Origin of the sequence: Streptomyces griseoflavus, from assembly GCF_014649995.1 — a bacterium.
Lineage (GTDB): Bacteria > Actinomycetota > Actinomycetes > Streptomycetales > Streptomycetaceae > Streptomyces > Streptomyces griseoflavus.
Genome location: NZ_BMUC01000004.1, coordinates 437,337 through 456,262 on the forward strand (window position 1 = coordinate 437,337; position 18,926 = coordinate 456,262).

Here is an 18,926-nt window from a genome sequence, read left to right on the forward strand (position 1 = left end):
CCGTGCCGCTCTAGCGCCCCAGCGCCTGCTGGAGGTCTTCGAGCAGGTCGTCCGCGTTCTCGATGCCCACGGACAGCCGCACCAGGTCGGCGGGGACCTCGAGCGCGGAACCGGCCACCGACGCGTGCGTCATCCGTCCCGGGTGCTCGATCAGCGACTCGACGCCGCCCAGCGACTCACCGAGGGTGAACACCTTGGCCCGGTTGCAGACCTCGACGGCCGCTTCCTCGCCGCCCTCCACGCGGAAGGAGATCATGCCGCCGAAGGCCCGCATCTGCTTGGCGGCGACCTCGTGACCGGGGTGCTCCGGCAGCCCCGGGTACAGGACGCTCGTCACGCGCGCGTGACGGCCGAGCATGTCGGCGATCTTCGTGGCGTTCTCGCTGTGCCGGTCCATGCGCACCGACAGCGTCTTGGTGCCGCGCAGCACCAGCCAGGAGTCGAAGGGGCCGGCGACCGCGCCCATCGCGTTCTGGTGGAAGGCCAGTTCCTCGCCCAGCTCCGCGTCGGCGGCGATCAGGGCACCGCCGACGACGTCCGAGTGGCCGCCCATGTACTTGGTCAGGGAGTGCACGACGACGTCCGCGCCGAGCGCGAGCGGCTGCTGGAGGTAGGGCGTGGCGAAGGTGTTGTCGACGACGAGCCGCGCGCCCGCGTCCCGGGCCACCTGGGCGACCGCGGCGATGTCGGTGATGCCGAGCAGCGGGTTGGAGGGGGTCTCCACCCAGATGACCTTCGTCTTCGGCGTGATCGCGGCCCGGACGGCGGCGGGGTCGCTGGTGTCGGCGACCGACCACTCCACGCCCCAGCGGGCGACGACCTTGGCGAAGAGGCGGAAGGTGCCGCCGTACGCGTCGTTCGGGATCACCACGTGGTCACCGGGGCTGAGCAGCGTACGCAGCAGGCAGTCCTCGGCCGCCAGTCCGGACGCGAACGCGAGGCCGCGACGGCCGCCCTCCAGGGCGGCGAGGTTCTCCTCCAGCGCGGTCCTGGTCGGATTGGCGCTGCGGCTGTACTCGTAGCCGCCGCGCAGGCCCCCGACGCCGTCCTGCTTGTAGGTGGACACCTGATAGATCGGCGGGACGACCGCGCCCGTCAGGGGATCGGCGGTGTTGCCCGCGTGAATCGCGAGCGTCTCGAAGTGCTGACTGATGTGCCTGTCGCTCATGGGCACCGAGGGTAGTGCGCCCCCGGCACGGATGGCGGACGCGGAGCCGTCCCCGGGGCGGGAGCGGAGAGTTTTCCACAGGGCGGGGCTCCGGGTTGGCCACGGGGCGGCGCGGTCTGGTTCGCTGGTGGCATGGAGATTCTCTTGGTCCTGATCGCCCTCCTCATGCTCGGCTTCGTGGTGCTGCCGTTCCTCAGGCGCCGGCGGGGTGCGGTGGGGCTGGTCCCGCCCGGCCATCCGGACGGGGCGGACCCGGCCAACTACGGCTTCGTCCGCGAGGAGGAGCTGGACATGCGTATGCCGGGCCCCGACCAGGACCTGCTGGACGTGCTGGACCTGGTGCAGCGCACGCAGGACTACCGCGCGGCGCAGCAGCTGCTGGCGGGCACGGGCGCGGACGGCGAGCTGCGCTGGCAGCGGGTCCAGGCCTTCGCGGGCGCGGCCTCGCTGGAGCTGGCCCGGCGTCCCGGCGGGGCGGGCGAGGCCCCGGGCGGGCAGTGGCTGCGGGTGTGGCGGTCCGAGGCGCCCAAGGACGCGGGCGGCGCCGCGGTGCACGCCGAGTTCCTGGTGCAGCAGGCCTGGCGTACGGCGGCGCCCGGCACGGACGAGTTCCGGATCATCATGGAGGAGGCGAAGGCGGCGTGCGGCGATGCGGCACTGCTGGCTCCCGGTGACCCGATCCCGTACATCGTGGAGCTCTCGGTGGCCCGCGGACTGGGCTACTCCCAGGCCGACTTCGAGCAGGTCTGGCTGAAGATCCTGGACCGCGCGCCGGCCCACATGGGCGCGCACCTGGCCGCGCTGCACTACTGGTGCGAGAAGTGGCACGGGTCGCGGCAGCAGGCCTACGCCTTCGCGGAGGCCGCGGCGGCGCGGGCGCCCCAGGGCTCGCTGCTCGCCGCCATGCCGCTCTTCGCGGTGTTCGAGCACCTCCCCGAGGTGACCCTGGTCTCCGGTTTCTACCAGAGCGACGTCGTGACCAAGGCGATCCACGGCGCGCTGCACGCCGTGCACTCGGCCCGGCCCGACGATCCGATGCTCGCGCACGTGCGGCATCTGCTGGTCTTCTTCCTCGTCCGCGCGGAGCGCTGGGCCGAGGCCATGAACCAGCTCATACACATCGACGGCCACGTGGGCGCCCTGCCCTGGACCCTGTCCGCCGACCCCGCGGCCGAGTTCGCGGTCTACCGCGCGATGGCGGTCGCCGGCTACGAGGCGAACGGGGGCAGCCCGGCGACCCTGCCGCACTGAGCCGCGCCAGGCCCCAACACCCGCGCGACGCCCCCGCGTCCGTCCGGAAATAACCCCATCCGGCCACATAGTCTTGCTCCCTGTGAGGACGGTCCGGGCCTCCGGTCGAGGAGTCGAGTGTGGCGAACGTACGGGTCTACGAACTGGCCGAGGAGTTCGGGGTCGAGAGCAAGGTCGTGATGGCCACGCTGCGCGAACTGGGCCATGCCGTGCGGTCGGCCTCCTCACGCGTCGAAGCACCGGCCGTCCGTGAGCTGGCGGGCGCCCTCGGCGCCGCGCGGCAGGGCCCGGCCGTGACCGTCGAGGCACTCGCCGCGGAACTGGACATGCCGGTGGACGTCCTGCTCACGGAGGTCCACCGGCGGACGGCCGCCACGTTCCGCGCCGGGGACCGGCTGCCGCCGCGTCTCGGCGGGCGGCTGCGCCTGGAGTTCGCCGAGGCCCGCCGGAAGCCGCCCACCGGACCGGTGAGCGCCCGGCCGCCCGAGCCCGCTCCCCCGGCCCCCACGGCCGCGCCGCCGCACTCCGTGCCCACGGCCACCCCACAGGCCACCCCACAGGCACCACCGCCCGCGGCCACCCCGCAGGTACCGCCGCCCTCGCCCGGCATCCGCGTGCCGTCGCCGGCGGACGCCTTCCCCCGGCCGGCCCCCGAGCCCGTCGCCGGGGGCCGTGCCGCGCGACCCGGGCTCCAGGGGTTGCCGCCCGCCGCGCGGGAGCGCATGCCGGAGCAGCGCTCGGTCCCGTCCCGGCCGGGGCCCCGGCCGGCGGCGGACCCTCCGGCCGGCTCGGTGCTCCGGCCGCAGCACCACGAGTGGGACCCCACCTCCCGCTGGAAGCCCCTGCAGTCCTTCGACCCGCGGACGGTGGGGCCGTACACCGTCCTGCGGCGGATCGGGAGCGGGTCCATGGGCCGGGTGTTCCTCGGCCAGTCCCTGGCCGGACGGCTGCTCGCGATCAAGGTCGTCAAGGAGGAGCTGGCCGACGACCCGGAGTTCCGCAAGCGCTTCCAGCGGGAGGTCGCCGCGGCCCGGGGCGTGAACGGCTTCTACGCACCACCCGTCGTGGACGCGGACACCACCGGGGACATCCCCTGGCTGGCCACCGCCTACGTCTCCGCTCCCTCCCTCCAGGACCTGGTCGACGCGTGCGGTCCGCTGCCCCTCGACGCCCTGCGCTGGGTCGCCGCCCAGCTGGTCGAGGCGCTCCGGTCCGTGCACGCCGCCGCCATCGTGCACCGGGACCTCAAGCCCTCCAACGTGCTGGTGGGCGTCGACGGCCTGCGGGTGATCGACTTCGGTCTCGCCCTGGCCGCCGCGGTGGCGGCGAGCAAACTGACGGTCGCCCACACCACGCTGGGCACCCCCGCCTACATGTCGCCCGAGCAGGCGGCGGACGCCCGGAAGGTGACGCCCGCCAGCGACGTGTACGCCCTGGGGGCGGTGCTGGTCTTCGCCGCCACCGGGCACAGCCCCTACCCGGGCAGCAACCCCCTCTCGGTGATGATGCGCATGCAGGGCGACGACCCCGACCTCAGCGGTGTGCCGGAGGCGTTCTCCGGCGTCGTCGCGCAGTGCCTGCGCCGGAACCCCGCGGAACGTCCCGATCTGGGGGAACTGCTGGCCCGGATCGCGCGCGACATGGAACCGGGACCGGACGGGATGTACCGGCCGTCGGAGCTGCTGCCGACGGCCGCGTTCGAGTTCCTCGGTCTGCAGGACGTGTGAAGCGGTCCCCCGACTTCTGACGAACGGAGCAGGAGTGCAGGAAGTGATCTACCTGTCCGACCGGAAGCTCTCGCAGTTTCTGCCCGGACTCCGGTCCGTCTGGCCCCGCCAGCGGGTCAGCTTCTCCACGCCGTTCGGCGGCGTGGAGGTGGATCCCCCGCCCGGAGCCGGACCCGACCTCAGGGGCAGACACCTCACGCGCGTCGTCCGCCGTATCGAGGAGTCGGCGCGCTGGTACGCGGAAGAGGGCCTGCGGCCGGGCCAGTGGGTCGCCTTCGAAGCGCCGCTGAACTACTTCGCCCTGGAGAGCGTCGACCCGGCCATGGTGTTCTTCGCGGACACACCGGCGCGGGACCGCACCGTACGGCTGCTGCTGCACGGCTCCGCCGAGCACCTGATCACGGGACTGCTGCCGCGGGTCACCGACGGGACGCCGGAATCCGGTGAGCTCGTGCGCGACCTCATCGGCTCCGACGCCAGCGCCCCCGGGGCGCTCCTCGCCGCCCTCTCCGACGATCTCGGCGCCGGGGCGAACGGGCGGCGGCCGTCGCTGATCACGGCGTTGCGCGGCCTGCTGGAGCGCATCGACGCCCGGACGCACCCCGAGACCGCGGCAGCCATGCGCGGCTACGCGCGCGTCACCACCGGATTCACCGGCGGCGACGGCCCGGGACTGATCGTGGCCAGCCCGCTCTACGTGGAGTACGACTGAGCCAGCCCGAAGGGCCCCGGCTCGCCCGGGGCCGTGGCCCGCCCGCGTCAGATCGTCGCCGTGTCGATCACGAAGCGGTAGCGGACGTCGCTGTCCAGGACCCGCTCGTACGCCTCGTTGATCTCGGACGCGGCGATCAGTTCGATCTCGGCGCCGATGCCGTGCGCGGCGCAGAAGTCCAGCATCTCCTGCGTCTCGGCGATGCCGCCGATCTGCGAGCCCGCGAGGGACCGGCCGCCGCCGATCAACGAGAACAGGTTGAGGGAGACGGGCTCCTCGGGCGCGCCCACGTTGGCCAGCGTGCCCTCCGTCCCCAGCAGGGACAGGTGGGCGTCGAGGTCCAGCGGGGCCGACACGGTCGACACCACCAGGTCGAAGGTGCCGCGCAGCTCCTCGAAGGTCTTCGGGTCGGAGGTGGCCCGGTAGTGGTCGGCGCCGAGCCGCAGACCGTCGTCCTGCTTGCGCAGGGACTGCGACAGCACCGTCACCTCGGCGCCCAGCGCGTGCGCGATCTTCACGGCCAGGTGGCCGAGGCCGCCCATGCCGACGACGGCGACCTTCCTGCCGGGACCCGCGCCCCAGCGCTTCAGCGGGGAGTACGTGGTGATGCCGGCGCACAGCAGGGGTGCGGCGACGTCGAGGGACAGGCCGTCGGGGATGCGCAGGACGTAGTTCTCGTCGACGACGATCGTCTGCGCGTAACCGCCGTAGGTGGGCTCGCCGTCGCGGTCGAGGGCGTTGTAGGTGCCGGTCATGCCGGCGGCGCAGTACTGCTCCCTGCCCGCCCGGCAGTTGTCGCACTCGCGGCAGGAGTCGACCATGCAGCCGACGCCGACCCGGTCGCCGACGGCGAACCGGGTGACGCCGGGGCCGACCTGCGACACCACGCCGGCGATCTCGTGTCCGGGCACCATCGGGAAGATCGCCTCGCCCCAGCCCTCACGGGCCTGGTGGATGTCGGAGTGGCAGATGCCCGCGAACTTGATGTCGATCAGGACGTCGTGCTCGCCGACCTCGCGCCGCTCGATGGTCGTCCGCTCGAGCGGAGCCTTGGCGGCGGGCGCGGCGTACGCGGCAACAGTGCTCATGCCGGGGTTCTCTCCTCGTGGGGTCGTGGGCCCGGCCGGCTTCTGTCCGGCCGGGCACGGCCTCCAGCCTGCGGCAACGCGCGCGACCCACCCAGCCCACGGCTCTGCCTACGTTGGCTGTGCGTACCACTGGCGGGGACAGCCTGCTGGGCGTACGACCGGGAATACTGGACGGCATGGACGAGCAGCACACCGGCCCGGCCGGTCCCGCGAGCGGCGGCCTCGACCCGCGTGCGGAGCTCAGCGAGTTCCTGCGGACCCGGCGGGCCCGGCTGAAGCCGGAGGACGTCGGTCTGCCGGACTTCGGACGCCACCGCCGGGTCCCGGGCCTGCGCCGCGAGGAGCTGGCGCAGCTGGCCGGGGTGTCCGTGGCGTACTACACGCGCCTGGAGCAGGGCAACGGGCGGAACGTGTCGGCGGAGGTGCTCGACTCGATCGCCCGCGCCCTGCGGCTCACCGACGCCGAGCGCGCCCATCTGACGCATCTGGCGAAGCCGAAGCGGCACCGGAGGAAGCAGGCGCCGCGCACCGAGCAGGTCCGCCCGGCGCTGCGGCAGCTGCTGGAGTCGATGGACACCGTCCCGGCGTACGTCGTGGGCCGGCGTTCGGAGATCCTCGCCTGGAACAGGATGGCGGCGGCGCTCTTCGGCGACTGGGGCCGGATGCCGGCGCAGGAGCGGAACTGGGCGCGGCTGGTGTTCCTGGATCCGGACTACCGGGACCTGTTCATGGAGTGGGACCAGAAGGCGTCCGACATGGTCGCCTATCTGCGCATGGACGCGGGCCGCCGTCCCGACGACCCCCAACTGGTCGCACTGGTCGGTGAGCTGTCCGTCAAGAGCGAGGAGTTCCGCAGGCTGTGGGCCGCGCACGACGTCAAGGAGAAGAGCCACGGCGTCAAGCGGATGCGGCATCCGCTGGTGGGTGGGCTGACGCTGCTGTGGGAGTCGTTCCGCCCGGCCGGTGAGGGCTCCGAGCAGTCGCTGGTCACGTACTTCGCGGAGCCGGGTTCGCGGTCGGCGGAGGCCCTGCGGCTGCTGGCCAGCTGGGGCGCGGACGCGACGCGGCCGGGGGCGGACCGGGCGGCTCCGTGAGACGGGGCGCCCCGGACGTGCGGAACGGCCCGCCGGGCGTACTGCTTCCGGCGGGCCGTCCCCGTCGCGGCGTCTACTTGCCGTAGTAGGCGTTGTAGATGCTGATCGTCGACTTGTTGCCCTTCTTGTCGGCGATCTGGGCCCGGAAGGAGATGGCCTTCCCCTTCGCCGGGTTCCTGACGGTGATCTTGCCCTTCGTGACCGTGGTCTTCTTCCAGGTCCTGCCGTGGTCGTAGGACACGTGGACCGTCAGGGACCTGAGGTTCCTGCCCCGGGCGGCACCCTCCACGGTGACCGGAACGGTGACCTTCTGGCCGGCCTTCGCCCTGCTGTCCAGTCCCGTGACCGCGTGGAAGCGGGCCGTGGAGGCGGGCAGCTGCGTGAGGTGGGCGGTCTTCTTGGAGCGGAAGGTCCAGCTCGCGTCGATCCGCGTGGACGCGGCGGCGACCTTCGCGGCGCGCCTGACCGAGGTGGTCAGCTGGTACGCGGCGTCCCCGGCGGGGACCGTGAACTCCTTGTCGCCGAGCAGCGGGTCGTCGTGCGAGCCGGCCTTCTTGCCGTTGCGGTAGAGGGTGGTGGTGGCCGAGGAGATCTCCGAGAGGCCGAAGTGGCCCTTGCCGTCGGCGAACAGCGGCAGGGACCCCGTGATGCTGTTGCCGTCGCGGAAGAGGCCGGTGCCGGCGCTCAGACTGGGGCCGAAGACGGCCGTGTTCACGGTCTGCGCGTACTTCTTGCCGGCCTTCACGCCCATCTGCGTGCCGACGATGTACGCGGCGTCGGCGACCGGCCAGCCGTCCGCGTCGACCCCGCCCAGCTGTGTGAAGTCGAGGTCCCACTTCACCCCGCCCATGGTGGACAGGAACAGCGTGCGGGTGCCGGGCAGCGCCTGCGGCACGCCGATCGAGGAGGCGCTGCCGCCTCCGGGCAGCCAGCCGGCCGCGCCGACGATTCCCTTCTTGCCCTTCGCCGCCGCGCCCATGCCCACGTTCACCGTGGCGAACTCGCCCGCCCTGTAGTGCCGGGTGTAGCCGGTGGCGAGCTTCTTCACCCTGGCCCCGGCGACGGTGTCGTACTGCTCCTTGGCGCCCTTGCTCCAGTGCGCGTCCCACTGCTGGTGCAGCGAGCCGTCGGTGATCTGCGGACCGAGGTGCAGGGAGCGGAAGCCGGCGTACGAATCCAGCCACCAGGAGAAGGTCATGGAGGCGTCCGGCGTGTCGACGGTGTAGCCGGCCGAGGCGAACTCCGGCCTGGCCGACTTGGCCGGCACGGTGATGCTCACCGGCTTGGCCTTGCGGGCGTCGAGCGTGATCGCCGTGTTCCTGGTCAGGTCCAGCTTCGGCTGGGCGATCCAGTCGGCGCCCTCGAACCTCTCCGGGTCGGAGCCGACGAGGATGCCGGCGTCCAGGACGTAACCGCCCCTGGGCATACGGACGGTGGCGGTGCCGTCGGCGTCGTGGATCTGGGACCACTGTCCGGCGCCCAGGCCGGACATGCCGACCAGACCGGCGACGTGGTCCGCCGTCGGCCGTCCCGCGCGGTCGAGGAACTTCAGCGTCAGGTCGTACGACTCGACCTCGCGCTGCACCGCGGCCGCCGTGCGCACGCTCTGCCCGCCGCCCGTCGCGACCACGTACGCCGAGTAGGCGCCGTCGACGGTGCCGCCGAGCCTGGTGTCGACGGTGAGGTCCACGGACGCCGTGCCGCCCGCCGGGACGGTCACCGTGGTGGCGCCCAGCGTGAAGAAGCCGGCCGGGGCCGCCTTGCCCTGGGGGTTCGTGGCGGTCGACGTCAGCTTGAGGGTGACGTCCTCGGTGCCGAGGTTGCGGTAGGTGACCTGCTTGGTGTCGGGCTTGTCGTCGTGGTGCGGCCACTGCTGGGTGCCGAAGCTCAGCGACACCGGTTCGGCGATCACGGTCTGCTGGACGGCCCGGTCGACCTGGATCCGCCCGGAGCCCTGCTCGAACGGCGTGTAGGCGCCGCCCTTGGCGGAACCGGTGAGCGCGCCCTTCAGTTCGGCCGAGGTCCACGTGGGGTGCTGCTGCTTCAACAGCGCGGCCGCGCCCGCGACGTGCGGGGTCGCCATCGACGTACCGGAGATGGTCAGGTAGCCGGCCGGCTTCTCGCCGACCTCCCTGGCGATGTCGTTGCCCTTCGCCGAGGCGGCCGTGATGTCCACGCCGGGGGCGGTGACGTCCGGTTTGACGGCGCCGTCGCCGACGCGGGGGCCGGTGGAGGAGAAGTCGGCGAGCCTGTCCTTGCCGTCGACGGCACCGACGGTGAGGGCGGCGTCCGCGCTGCCCGGCGAACCGACGGACTGCGGGCCCTCGTTGCCGGCGGCGATGGCGAACAGGATGCCCTTCTCGGCGGACAGTTTGTTGACCGCCGCCTCCAGCGGGTCGACCTCGGCGGTGTCCATGCCGCCCAGGCTCAGGTTGACGACGTCGGCGCCCTGCGCGGCCGCCCACTCCATTCCGGCGAGGATGCCGGAGTCGTCGCCGGAGCCGGAGTCGTCGAGGACCTTGCCGCTGAGGACCTTCGCGCCGGGCGCGACACCCTTGTACGTGCCCTTGGACCGGGCGCCCGTGCCGGCCGCGATGGACGCGACGTGGGTGCCGTGGCCGACCTTGTCGCCCGCGGTGGGCGCGGAGGTGAAGTTCTTGGCCGCGGTCACCTGGCCCTTGAGGTCCGGGTGGGTGGCGTCGACGCCGGTGTCCAGGACGGCGATCCTGACGCCCGTGCCGTCGTAACCGGCCGCCCACGCCTTGGGGGTGCCGATCTGCGCCACGGACGTGTCGAGGGAGGCCTTGCGGACTCCGTCGAGCCACACGTGGGCGACACCGGAGGCGGTCGTGTCCCCGTCGGTGAGGGCGTCCCACAGCGCGGGCGCCTCCTCGTGCGGGGTCTGCACCGCTTCGGCGTTGAGGGACTTCAGGGTCCGGCGGACCGTGCCCGCCTCGCGGACCTCCGCCTTGGCGGCGGCCGCCACGCCCTTGTAGCCGACGATGACCTTCAGGCCCCGCTGCTGCGTGCCGCGGGCCGCGGATTTCCTCAACTCGGTGATGTCGAACAGCCGTTGGTCGAGCTTGCCGCTCGCGATCAGCCGGCCGGCGTCCACCGGCAGCACGAGGGTGTGGCCGTCGACCTCGCGGACCTGGACGGGTATGTGTTCCCGCCCCTTCGCCCGCTCCAGTCCGACGGCGCGGCCCTCGGCGTCCACCACGACTCGGTCGCCGGTGATCAGCGTGATCCGGTCCTTGGCCACCGGTTCGGACGCCCCCGGGGCCGAACCGGCGGGCACGTGTTCCCCGTTCGCCGACGCCGGCCCGGCCATGCCCGCCGCCAGCGCCACCGCCGTGGCCGTGGCGACCGCGGCCGCGCCCGCCCTCTTCACTTGTCTGCGCAAGGTTCCCCCTAGCGGAGTTGCCGGGCGAAGCACCGTCACCCGGCCGGGGGTGGTCTCGTACGCATGCGCGCACCCCCCGGGTCACGCAGTATGCCGAGGGGTGATCAAGCCGCTCAACCACTGCCGGAGGGGGTGCCGAAGTCGCCGGGCGGCTGTAACGCCACCGCCGTGACTCCGTTACACGATCGCGGGGTTGACCTCTCGACACCGTAAAGAGCGGGCGGCAGTGCGGGAAACGGACGATGCCCCCGTCCGCTCCCGGAGGAGGGGACGAGGGCATCGGTCACGTGGGGTGTGGGTGCTCCGTGTCCGGAGGGAGGCGTCAGACCGCCGAGCCCGCCTTCCACTGCTCCCAGCTCATGTTCCAGCCGTTGAGGCCGTTGTCCGGGGCGATGGTCTTGTCGCCGGTGTTCTGGACGACGACCACGTCACCGACGATCGAGTTGTCGTAGAACCAGGAACCGGGCGTGTTCGGGTCGCCGGCGCCCTTGGCGTCGGCCAGGCCGATGCAGCCGTGGCTGGTGTTGACGCTGCCGAAGATGGACTTGGCGCCCCAGTAGTTGCCGTGGATGAAGGTGCCGGAGGTGCTCAGACGCATGGCGTGCGGCACGTCCTTGATGTCGTACTCGCCCTTGCCGTCGTCGTCGGTGAAGCCGACCGTCGCGCCGTTCATCCGGGTCTCCTTGAACTTCTCGGAGATCACCATCTGGCCCTCGTACGTCTTGTTCTCGGGCGCCCCGGCGGAGATCGGGATGGTGCGGACGGTCTTGCCGTCCTGCGTCACCTTCATCTGCTTGGTCTTGGCGTCGACGTAGGAGACCTGGTTGCGGCCGATCTTGAAGGTGACCGTCTTCTGCTGCACGCCGTAGACGCCCTGGGCGCCCTCGACACCGTCGAGCGCCAGCTTCAGGGTGACGGTGGAGCCCTCCTGCCAGTACTCGTCGGGCCGGCAGTCCATGCGGTTGGCGCCGAACCAGTGACAGGCGACCTCCTGGCCGCTGGTGGTGGAGACGGTGACGCCCTTCTGGACGGCGGCCTTGTTGGTGATCGCCTTGTCGAAGTTGATCGACACGGGCATGCCGACGCCGACCGTGGTGCCGTTGTCCGGGGTGAAGTTGCCGATGAAGCTGTTGCCCTGGGAGACGGTGGTGAAGGTCGCGTTCTCGTGGGCGGCGAGCCCCTCGGAGTCCTGGGCGGTGGCCGTCACCTTGTAGGTGGTGGCGCGCTCGAGCTGGGCGCTGGGCTTCCAGCTCTTCTTGTCCGCGGATATCTCACCCTCGACGGCGGTGCCCTCGGAGGTGGTCATCTTCACCTCGGTCAAGGTGCCCTTGCTCACCGTGACGGCCGCGGAGTTGTTGATGGAGGCGTTGTTCGAGCCGTCCTTCGGCGTGATCTTGATCTGCGCCTCGGAGGACTTCTTCGCCGCCGCCTCGTCGACCTGGGCCTGCGAGGTGTCCTTGCCGTCGCCGCCCGAAGCACCGTCGTCTCCGCCGGAACACGCCGAGAGCACCAGCACTCCGCCGAGCAGAGCGGACGCGGCCGCCAGACGCCTGCGCCGCTTACCGTCCGTCATCACACGCTTCTCCATCGTTGCCGAATCCCAACCCCACGAGTCCCCGGCGCGAAGCCTAGAGACCTCGTCACAACCATCAACGCTACGACCGGGTGATCCGGTTCCCCATGGCCCACGGATGTGGGGCTCACCACGTCCGCGGGGGCGAACGGCGAAAACGGCGGCCTGTGCTCCAGTTGAGACGTCGTGACCCCGGCGGCGGTTGCCGCGCGGGGTCACGATTTCCCCAAGTCGCCTCAGCCTGCCCGCTCCGCCCCGTCCTCCGTGTCGTAGGACTCGTCGCCGTCCTCCTCGTCGAGGTCCCACTCCGGCGAGTCCGGGTCGTAGTCGATCTGCTCGCTGCTCCAGGAGGCCTGCAGGAGTTCGACCCCCGGCACCTCGCCGACCAGGCTGAACGGGTCCACCAGGTACGCGAGCGCCTCCGCGGAGTCCTCCGTCACAGCGCTCTCGGCGTGTACCCGTTCCCCGGCCGGCATATCGCCCTCCTCGGCGATCCGCTGCAGTGCGGCCCCGGTCACCGCCTCCTCGTCGTCGACCTGGAGGACGAGTTCTACGCGAAGCCGGACAAACCGTGATGTCTCTGGTGTGCTCATAAGCGGAGCGTACGGCTTCCGGCTCCCGTGACTTTCCTGTGACCCGCGCCTTTCATTAACATCGCACCACACGGCCAATTCGCCAGCGCCACAAGGGGATCGATATTCCGTGTCATCCGCGCTCCGTCCGTTGCTGACCGCCACCGCCGCGGGCACCCTGCTGTGCGCCCTGTGGTTCGTCCCCTCCGCCAACGCGTCGTCGGACACCCCCGTGACCGACACGCTGTCGGCGAGTCCGTCCCCACGGGTCACCGAGCAGGCGAGAGTGGTGTCCGGCACGTCGGCCTCCCTGGAGGGCACCGGCCAGGACGTACGCCTCGCGGACACCGGCAGCTTCGACAGCACCCCCTACGTCATCGGCGGCACGGCCAGTCTCGCGCTCGGCGCCGGCTTCGTCGTCTACTCGGTGCGCAGGGAACGGCTGGACTTCTAGGGCCCGGTGACCGGGCGGGCCCCGCGTCCGTCCCGGCCGCGGGGTCCGTCGGGGTCAGCGCAGCGGCCCGGTGACCTTCTCCACGGCCGCGACCAGCCGCCCGTCCCGCACGAACGCGGCCGCGGCCGCGAGGTCGGGGGCCAGATACCGGTCCGGACCCGGGCCGTCCACCCCCGCTTCCCGCAGGGCCTCGATGACGGCCCGCGTCGCCGGAGCCGGTGTCAGTCCCTCCCTCAGCTCCACGGCCCGCGTGGCGGCGTACAGTTCCACGGCCACGACCCGGGTGAGGTTGTCGACGGCCGTACGGAGTTTGCGGGCCGCCGACCAGCCCATGGACACGTGGTCCTCCTGCATCGCGGAGGACGGGATCGAGTCCGCCGAGGCCGGTACGGCGAGCCGCTTCAGCTCACTGACCAGTGCGGCCTGCGTGTACTGAGCGATCATCAGCCCGGAGTCGACGCCCGGGTCGTCGGCGAGGAACGGCGGCAGCCCGTGGCTGCGGTTCTTGTCCAGCAGCCGGTCGGTGCGGCGTTCGGCGATGGAGGCGAGGTCGGCGACGGCGATGGCGAGGAAGTCCAGGACGTAGGCGACCGGCGCCCCGTGGAAGTTCCCGTTGGACTCCACCCGCCCCCCGGGCAGCACCACCGGATTGTCCACGGCCGCGGCGAGTTCGCGTTCCGCGACCAGCCGGGCATGGGCGAGGGTGTCCCGTCCGGCGCCCGCGACCTGCGGGGCGCAGCGCACCGAGTAGGCGTCCTGGACCCGTGGCGCGTCGTCCTGGTGATGTCCCGTCAGCCCGGAGTCCCTCAGCACGGCGAGCATGTTGGCGGCGCTGGCGGCCTGCCCCGGGTGCGGGCGGATGGCGTGCAGCTCGGGGGCGAGCACCTTGTCGGTGCCGAGCAGCGCCTCCAGGCTCAGGGCCGCCGTGACGTCGGCGGACCTGTAGAGGAGGTCCAGGTCGGCGAGGGCCATGACCAGCATGCCGAGCATGCCGTCGGTGCCGTTGAGGAGGGCGAGCCCTTCCTTCTCGCGCAGTTCGACGGGCCGGATGCCGTGCTCGGCCAGCAGTTCACCGGCCGGCCGCACGCTCCCGTCGGGCCCCTCCGCGTCCCCCTCGCCCATCAGGGTGAGGGCGCAGTGGGACAGCGGGGCCAGGTCGCCGGAGCAGCCGAGGGAACCGTACTCGTGGACGACCGGGGTGATCCCGGCGTTCAGCACGTCGGCCATGGTCCGCGCGACCTCGGGGCGGACGCCGGTGCGCCCCGAGCAGACGGTCTTCAGCCGCAGGAACATCAGCGCCCGGACGACCTCCCGCTCCACCCGCGGCCCCATCCCCGCGGCGTGCGAGCGGACGATGTTGCGCTGGAGCCGGGCGCGGAGCTCGGGGCTGATGTGCCGGGTCGCCAGGGCGCCGAAGCCGGTGCTCACCCCGTAGACGGGTTCCGGCTTGGCGGCCAGGGCGTCCACGACCTCGCGCGACGCGGCGAGGGCGGCCACCGCCTCCGCGGACAGTTCGACGCGGGCGCCGCCGCGCGCCACGGCGAGCACGTCGGACGCGGTCACGCCGGATGTCCCCACCACCACAGTGTGCATATCCATATTCAGGAGCGTACGCAGTGAATGCCGCGATGTCACCCCTCGATCCGTCCCGCGCCCCTTACCGGTGCGCTACGGAGAATGACGTCCCCGGAACCGCCGCCGCTCCCCGTCCCGCTCCCGCGACGGCTCGTCCGCCAGCCGCATCACGGCGTCGTCCGGCCCCTCCCGCCCGGCCACCACGGGACGCGCGGCCCGCTCGGCCTTCGCCCGGTACTGCGCCGCGTCGGCCAGCCGGAACAACCGCCGGGCGGTGTGCACCGGTCCGATGGGATCCTCGGTGGAGGCAACGCCGCACGCCACGCCGTCCCCGATCCCCAGTTCCTCGGCCCGCCGGCACACCTCGTCGGCGGCCTTGACGACCGCGTCGGCCGACGGCCCCACCACCAGCAGGCAGAACTCGTCCCCGCCGAGCCGCGCGGCGAGGGCACCGGGCAGCATGGCCCCGCACAGCGACAGCACGCTCCCGAACCGCTCCAGCAGCCGGTCCCCCACGGCATGCCCCAGGGTGTCGTTGACCCGCTTCAGCCCGTTCAGATCGCACACCACCAGGCTGACCACGGCCCCGTCGCGCCGGTGCCGCTCCACCGCCTCGTCGAGCCGGGCGTCCACGGCACGCCGGTTGGCCAGTCCGGTCAGCGCGTCCGTGAACGCCAGCCGCCGCGCCTCCTCCAGCCGCTCGGTCTGCGCGATCCCCGCCGCCACCACGGCCGCCAGGACGATCGCGAAGTCGGCGTCACCCCGCCCGAAGACGGGCGCACCGGCCGGCCGGGCCACATACAGCTCGCCCCACGCCCGCCCGTGCAGCACGATCGGCGCGACCACACAGCATCCGCGCCCGCGCCGCCTGAGGGCCGCGACCCGCTGATGGCAGTACTCCGTCCGCTCCTCCGAGGCCCCCTCGGCGGTCTCCACCCAGGCGTCGGGTTCACCACCCCCCGCCCACCGCTCGTGCAGGAACTCGGTGATCTCGGCGAACTGATGCACCGGATAGGACTCGTCCTCCGGGAATTCCTCCTCCCCCTCAGCCAGCTCCCCGACGTTCACCAGCACCCGGAGCCGCCCGAGCTCCCGCTCCCACACCGACAGGGCGGCGAAACTCCCGCCCAGCGCCCGGCAGGCCCCACAGGCCGCGGCCCGCCAGGCCTCCCGCGAACCGTGCGCGGCGGCCATGCCCTGCGCCAGCGCCACCACGGCCGCCAGCCGGCTGTCCTCACCCATGGACCCAGATTAGGGAGATTCCACCCGAACCGGGACATCGAGCAGGTGAACGAGAGGCGCCTCCCCTACTCCCCGGGCCACTCCGGCTTGCGCTTCTCGTTGAAGGCGGCGACCCCCTCCGCCCGGTCCCCCGAGAACGCCACGGACCGCCAGGCGCCGTCCTCGACCTCGAGGCCCGCGGGCAGATCCAGCCCGTGCCCGAGCCGCAGGGCCCGCTTGGCCGCCCGCAGCCCCACCGGCGAGTTCGCGGCGATCCGGGCCGCCATGGCCAGCGCCTCCTCCCGGTCCCGCCCCTCCTCGACCAACTGGTCGATCAGCCCCAGCTCCCGCGCCTCACCGGCCTCCACCCGACGCGCGGTGAAGATCAGCTCGGCGGCCCGCGCCGCCCCCACTCTGCGGGGCAGCAGCTGCGTACCGCCTCCGCCCGGGATCACTCCGACGGACACCTCCGGCAGCCCCACCACCGCCGTACCGTCGGCGACGATCACATCGCACGACAGGGCCAGCTCGAAGCCGCCCCCGAGCGCGAATCCGTGCACGGCGGCCACCGTGGGCACCGGCAGCTCCAGCACCCCGGTGTACGCCCCGCGGGCCACGGGCCGCTGCCGCACCAGGTCGGCGTCGGTGAAGGAGTTGCGCTCCTTCAGATCGGCACCGACGCAGAACGCCCGCTCGTGCGACGAGGTCAGCACGACCGCCCGTACGTCACGGTCCTCGCCCAGCGCCGCGCAGGCGCCGGCGATCGACCGGGCCATCTCCGTCGACACGGCGTTCATGGCCTTGGGCCGGTCGAGGACGAGTTCCGCGACATGCCCCCGCTCGTGCCGGCGCACCAGCACGAACTCCCCGAACCGTTCCTCACTCATGACACCCTCCGGTTAACGCGGGTTAACTTTTCGCTCGTGCCGATCATCGCAGCCGTCGCCCACCCGGAAAAGGGCGCACGTCCAGTTCCCTCGTCACCCCCCGCCCACCCGTTCGAGTGACATCCGGTCGACTCCGGCGCCGCCCGCCCCCGGAAGCCCATAGCGTGCGCACACCGCGGCGCGTCGGGGGCGCGCGGCAGGGGAGGGACACCGATGACACCGCAACCACCATCAGCGGACCCGGCTCCGCACACCGCCGGCCCGCCCACGCGGACCGGCCGTCTCCCCGCCCGGGGCCGTCACCGCAGGCCCCGCCCCCGCAAGGCGCTGCTGGCCGCGAGCGGTCTGGCGCTGGCGGCGGGCGCCGTGACCCTGATCCGGCTGACGTCCGCCCCCGACGGCGGCATCGGCGTGGAGGCGGGCCCCCGCCCCACCCCGCACGCGGACACGAGCACTCCGCCGGCCGCGCACCCACCCGCCGCGGCGAGGACGACACCGGCCCCGGAGGTCAGTCCGTCCTCCCCGAGAGCCCTGGGCGGCAAGAACGCACGCCCTCTCACCCCACCCGGTCCACCGCCCACGAGCACCCGGCCCCCGATCCCCACCACCGTCCCGGAAACCTCGGCCCCGCCGACCCCCACACCCCCGGCGAGCGCACCTCCCGGCACACCCCGCGCTCCCGGCCCGCCACCGCCCCCGCACGGGGAACCGCCCCCGCGCCCGCCCCACGGACCGGCCACTCCCCCGCACCAGCCTGCCCCCGAGCCCGCTCCGGGCCTGTGCGTGCCGATCATCGGCCTGTGCGTGGGCGCCGAACCGGCCCGCTGAGGAAGACGGCCTACGAGGAGGGAGGAGCGTCACCGCGGCGCGTGAGCAGCCAGGGCTCCACCACGCCGAGCCCACGCACCGGCCGCTGCCACATCGGCTGGAGCGCGAACCGGTACGTCGGCGGTTCCTCGCCCTCCTTCTCCGCGGTGGCGACCGCCTCGGCCGCGGCGGCCTCGGAGGCGGGCGCGTCACCGGTACGGATCAGTTCCTCGGCGAACGCGGCGTCGACGAGCACGGCGTCGCGGGGGGCTATGGAGGTGAGCCGGGAGGCGAGATTGACGGTCGTCCCGAACACATCGCCCATCCGGGTGGTCACCGTGCCGAACGCCATGCCGACCCGCAGCTCCGGCATGGTCTCGTCGTTCGCCATGGTCTCGATCAGCCGCATCGCGATCTCCGCCGCGGTGCCCGCGTCGTCGGCGGCGTAGAGCACCTCGTCGCCCAGCGTCTTGATGAGCCGCCCGCCGCGTGCGGCGACCAGGTCGGCGGCGGTGGTCTCGAAGGCCTCGACCAGCTCGCCGAGTTCCTCCTCCTCCATCCGCCGGGTCAGCCGCGTGAATCCCACCAGGTCCGCGAAGGCGACGGCCAGCCGCCGGTCGACCATCTCCTCGTCGTCGGCCGCCTGCACGACCCGCCCGGCCGAGGCGGCGAGTTGCCGGCGCCAGACGTAGACCAGGAACTCCTCCAGTTCGGGCAGGAGCAGCTCGACGATCGGGTACGTCACCTCGGTACGGGTCATTCCCGGCTCGGGCGGCTCGGTCAGCCCTTCCAGGAACGAGTCGATCTGCCACTCGGCCAGCCGGGCGGTGGTCTGCCCGGTGGAACGGGCCACCTGCACCGCCATGGCCTCACTGAGCAGCCCCGCCTCCACCAGACCGGCGAGCCGCCGCAGCGCGAGCACGTCGGCCTCCGTCAGCGCCTTGGCCTGGCCGACGTCGGCGAAGCCCATGGCCCGCCAGAAGCGGGTGGCCAGCTCCATGGTGACGCCGGCGCTGCGGGCCGCCTGAAACGGTGTGTAGCGGCGCTCGGCACCCAGAATGAGGTGCTCGAGGCGCAGAGCAAGCGGATCCTCGCCGGCGCCCTGCGCGTCCGCACCGGAACCCGAGTCGTCGACGGTCACGCGTCTGTTGCCCTTCCGATCTGCCACGGCCCTGTATCGACCGGCCTCAACTCTACGGCAGGTGTGCGCCAGCTCACTCCGTTCGGTTGGGCCAGGGGGGCGGGGGGGCCTGCGGCGGCTGGGGACGGGCCCACTGACCGGTGTCCGCAGGAGCCCGGCGCCGGCCTCGGCCGGGGGGTGTCCGCGCAGCCCGGCGCCGACGGGGTGCCGTCGCGCCCACCCTCCCCCACTCCCGGCTTCGCTCGAGCGGGAG

The 18,926-nt window shown here is 72.7% G+C and carries 14 protein-coding genes; 5 read left to right on the top strand and 9 right to left on the bottom strand.

The features are described from left to right. Positions 1-10: 10 nt before the first annotated feature. Positions 11-1,168: a cystathionine gamma-synthase gene (locus IE172_RS12895; RefSeq protein WP_190097317.1), complete on the bottom strand. Its 1,158-nt coding sequence runs from the start codon at positions 1,166-1,168 to the stop codon at positions 11-13. A gap of 132 nt (positions 1,169-1,300) precedes the next feature. Here IE172_RS12895 and IE172_RS12900 point away from each other — a divergent pair, with 132 nt between their 5' ends. The 3 genes from IE172_RS12900 (at position 1,301) to IE172_RS12915 (ending at position 4,858) form a co-directional block, all read left to right on the top strand. Continuing rightward, positions 1,301-2,419, top strand: coding sequence for a hypothetical protein (locus IE172_RS12900; RefSeq protein WP_190097318.1), 1,119 nt, complete (start codon positions 1,301-1,303; stop codon positions 2,417-2,419). A gap of 119 nt (positions 2,420-2,538) precedes the next feature. Continuing rightward, complete coding sequence (locus tag IE172_RS34455) at positions 2,539-4,146, top strand: translation initiation factor IF-2 N-terminal domain-containing protein (protein WP_229885979.1); 1,608 nt, start codon at positions 2,539-2,541, stop codon at positions 4,144-4,146. A gap of 34 nt (positions 4,147-4,180) precedes the next feature. Then, positions 4,181-4,858 (top strand): SAVMC3_10250 family protein, encoded by a 678-nt coding sequence (locus IE172_RS12915; RefSeq protein WP_190097319.1) that lies wholly within the window; start codon positions 4,181-4,183, stop codon positions 4,856-4,858. 47 nt (positions 4,859-4,905) lie between these two features. Here IE172_RS12915 and IE172_RS12920 read toward each other — a convergent pair whose 3' ends face one another. Next, the gene (locus tag IE172_RS12920) at positions 4,906-5,946 is read right to left on the bottom strand and encodes an NAD(P)-dependent alcohol dehydrogenase (RefSeq protein WP_190097320.1); all 1,041 of its coding nucleotides are present in this window, start codon (positions 5,944-5,946) and stop codon (positions 4,906-4,908) included. Between the two features lie 176 nt (positions 5,947-6,122). Here IE172_RS12920 and IE172_RS12925 point away from each other — a divergent pair, with 176 nt between their 5' ends. Continuing rightward, positions 6,123-7,040, top strand: coding sequence for a helix-turn-helix domain-containing protein (locus tag IE172_RS12925; protein WP_190097321.1), 918 nt, complete (start codon positions 6,123-6,125; stop codon positions 7,038-7,040). 73 nt (positions 7,041-7,113) lie between these two features. Here the strand turns inward: IE172_RS12925 and IE172_RS12930 are convergent, their stop codons facing one another. From IE172_RS12930 to IE172_RS12940, 3 genes are all read right to left on the bottom strand, one after another. Further along, entirely contained in the window at positions 7,114-10,371 is a 3,258-nt protein-coding gene (locus IE172_RS12930) for a S8 family peptidase (protein WP_190097348.1), read from the bottom strand. Between the two features lie 394 nt (positions 10,372-10,765). Continuing rightward, the gene (locus IE172_RS12935; RefSeq protein ID WP_190097322.1) at positions 10,766-12,016 is read right to left on the bottom strand and encodes a L,D-transpeptidase; all 1,251 of its coding nucleotides are present in this window, start codon (positions 12,014-12,016) and stop codon (positions 10,766-10,768) included. A gap of 236 nt (positions 12,017-12,252) precedes the next feature. Next, a complete protein-coding gene (locus IE172_RS12940) occupies positions 12,253-12,609 on the bottom strand; it encodes a hypothetical protein (protein WP_190097323.1) in 357 nt (118 codons plus the stop codon). 109 nt (positions 12,610-12,718) lie between these two features. On the opposite strand from IE172_RS12940, the gene IE172_RS12945 reads away from it, so the two are divergent. After that, positions 12,719-13,042: an LPXTG cell wall anchor domain-containing protein gene (locus IE172_RS12945; RefSeq protein WP_190097324.1), complete on the top strand. Its 324-nt coding sequence runs from the start codon at positions 12,719-12,721 to the stop codon at positions 13,040-13,042. A 54-nt stretch (positions 13,043-13,096) separates the two neighbouring features. Here IE172_RS12945 and hutH read toward each other — a convergent pair whose 3' ends face one another. The 4 genes from hutH to IE172_RS12965 all read right to left on the bottom strand — a co-directional run bounded on the left by hutH (position 13,097) and on the right by IE172_RS12965 (position 18,673). Continuing rightward, positions 13,097-14,635, bottom strand: a complete 1,539-nt coding sequence (hutH, locus tag IE172_RS12950) for a histidine ammonia-lyase (RefSeq protein ID WP_190097349.1) — start codon at positions 14,633-14,635, stop codon at positions 13,097-13,099. Between the two features lie 75 nt (positions 14,636-14,710). Beyond that, complete coding sequence (locus tag IE172_RS12955) at positions 14,711-15,859, bottom strand: GGDEF domain-containing protein (protein ID WP_190097325.1); 1,149 nt, start codon at positions 15,857-15,859, stop codon at positions 14,711-14,713. A 65-nt stretch (positions 15,860-15,924) separates the two neighbouring features. Beyond that, positions 15,925-16,725, bottom strand: a complete 801-nt coding sequence (locus tag IE172_RS12960) for an enoyl-CoA hydratase/isomerase family protein (RefSeq protein ID WP_190097326.1) — start codon at positions 16,723-16,725, stop codon at positions 15,925-15,927. A gap of 838 nt (positions 16,726-17,563) precedes the next feature. Continuing rightward, complete coding sequence (locus IE172_RS12965; protein WP_190097327.1) at positions 17,564-18,673, bottom strand: adenylate/guanylate cyclase domain-containing protein; 1,110 nt, start codon at positions 18,671-18,673, stop codon at positions 17,564-17,566. Positions 18,674-18,926 lie beyond the last annotated feature (253 nt).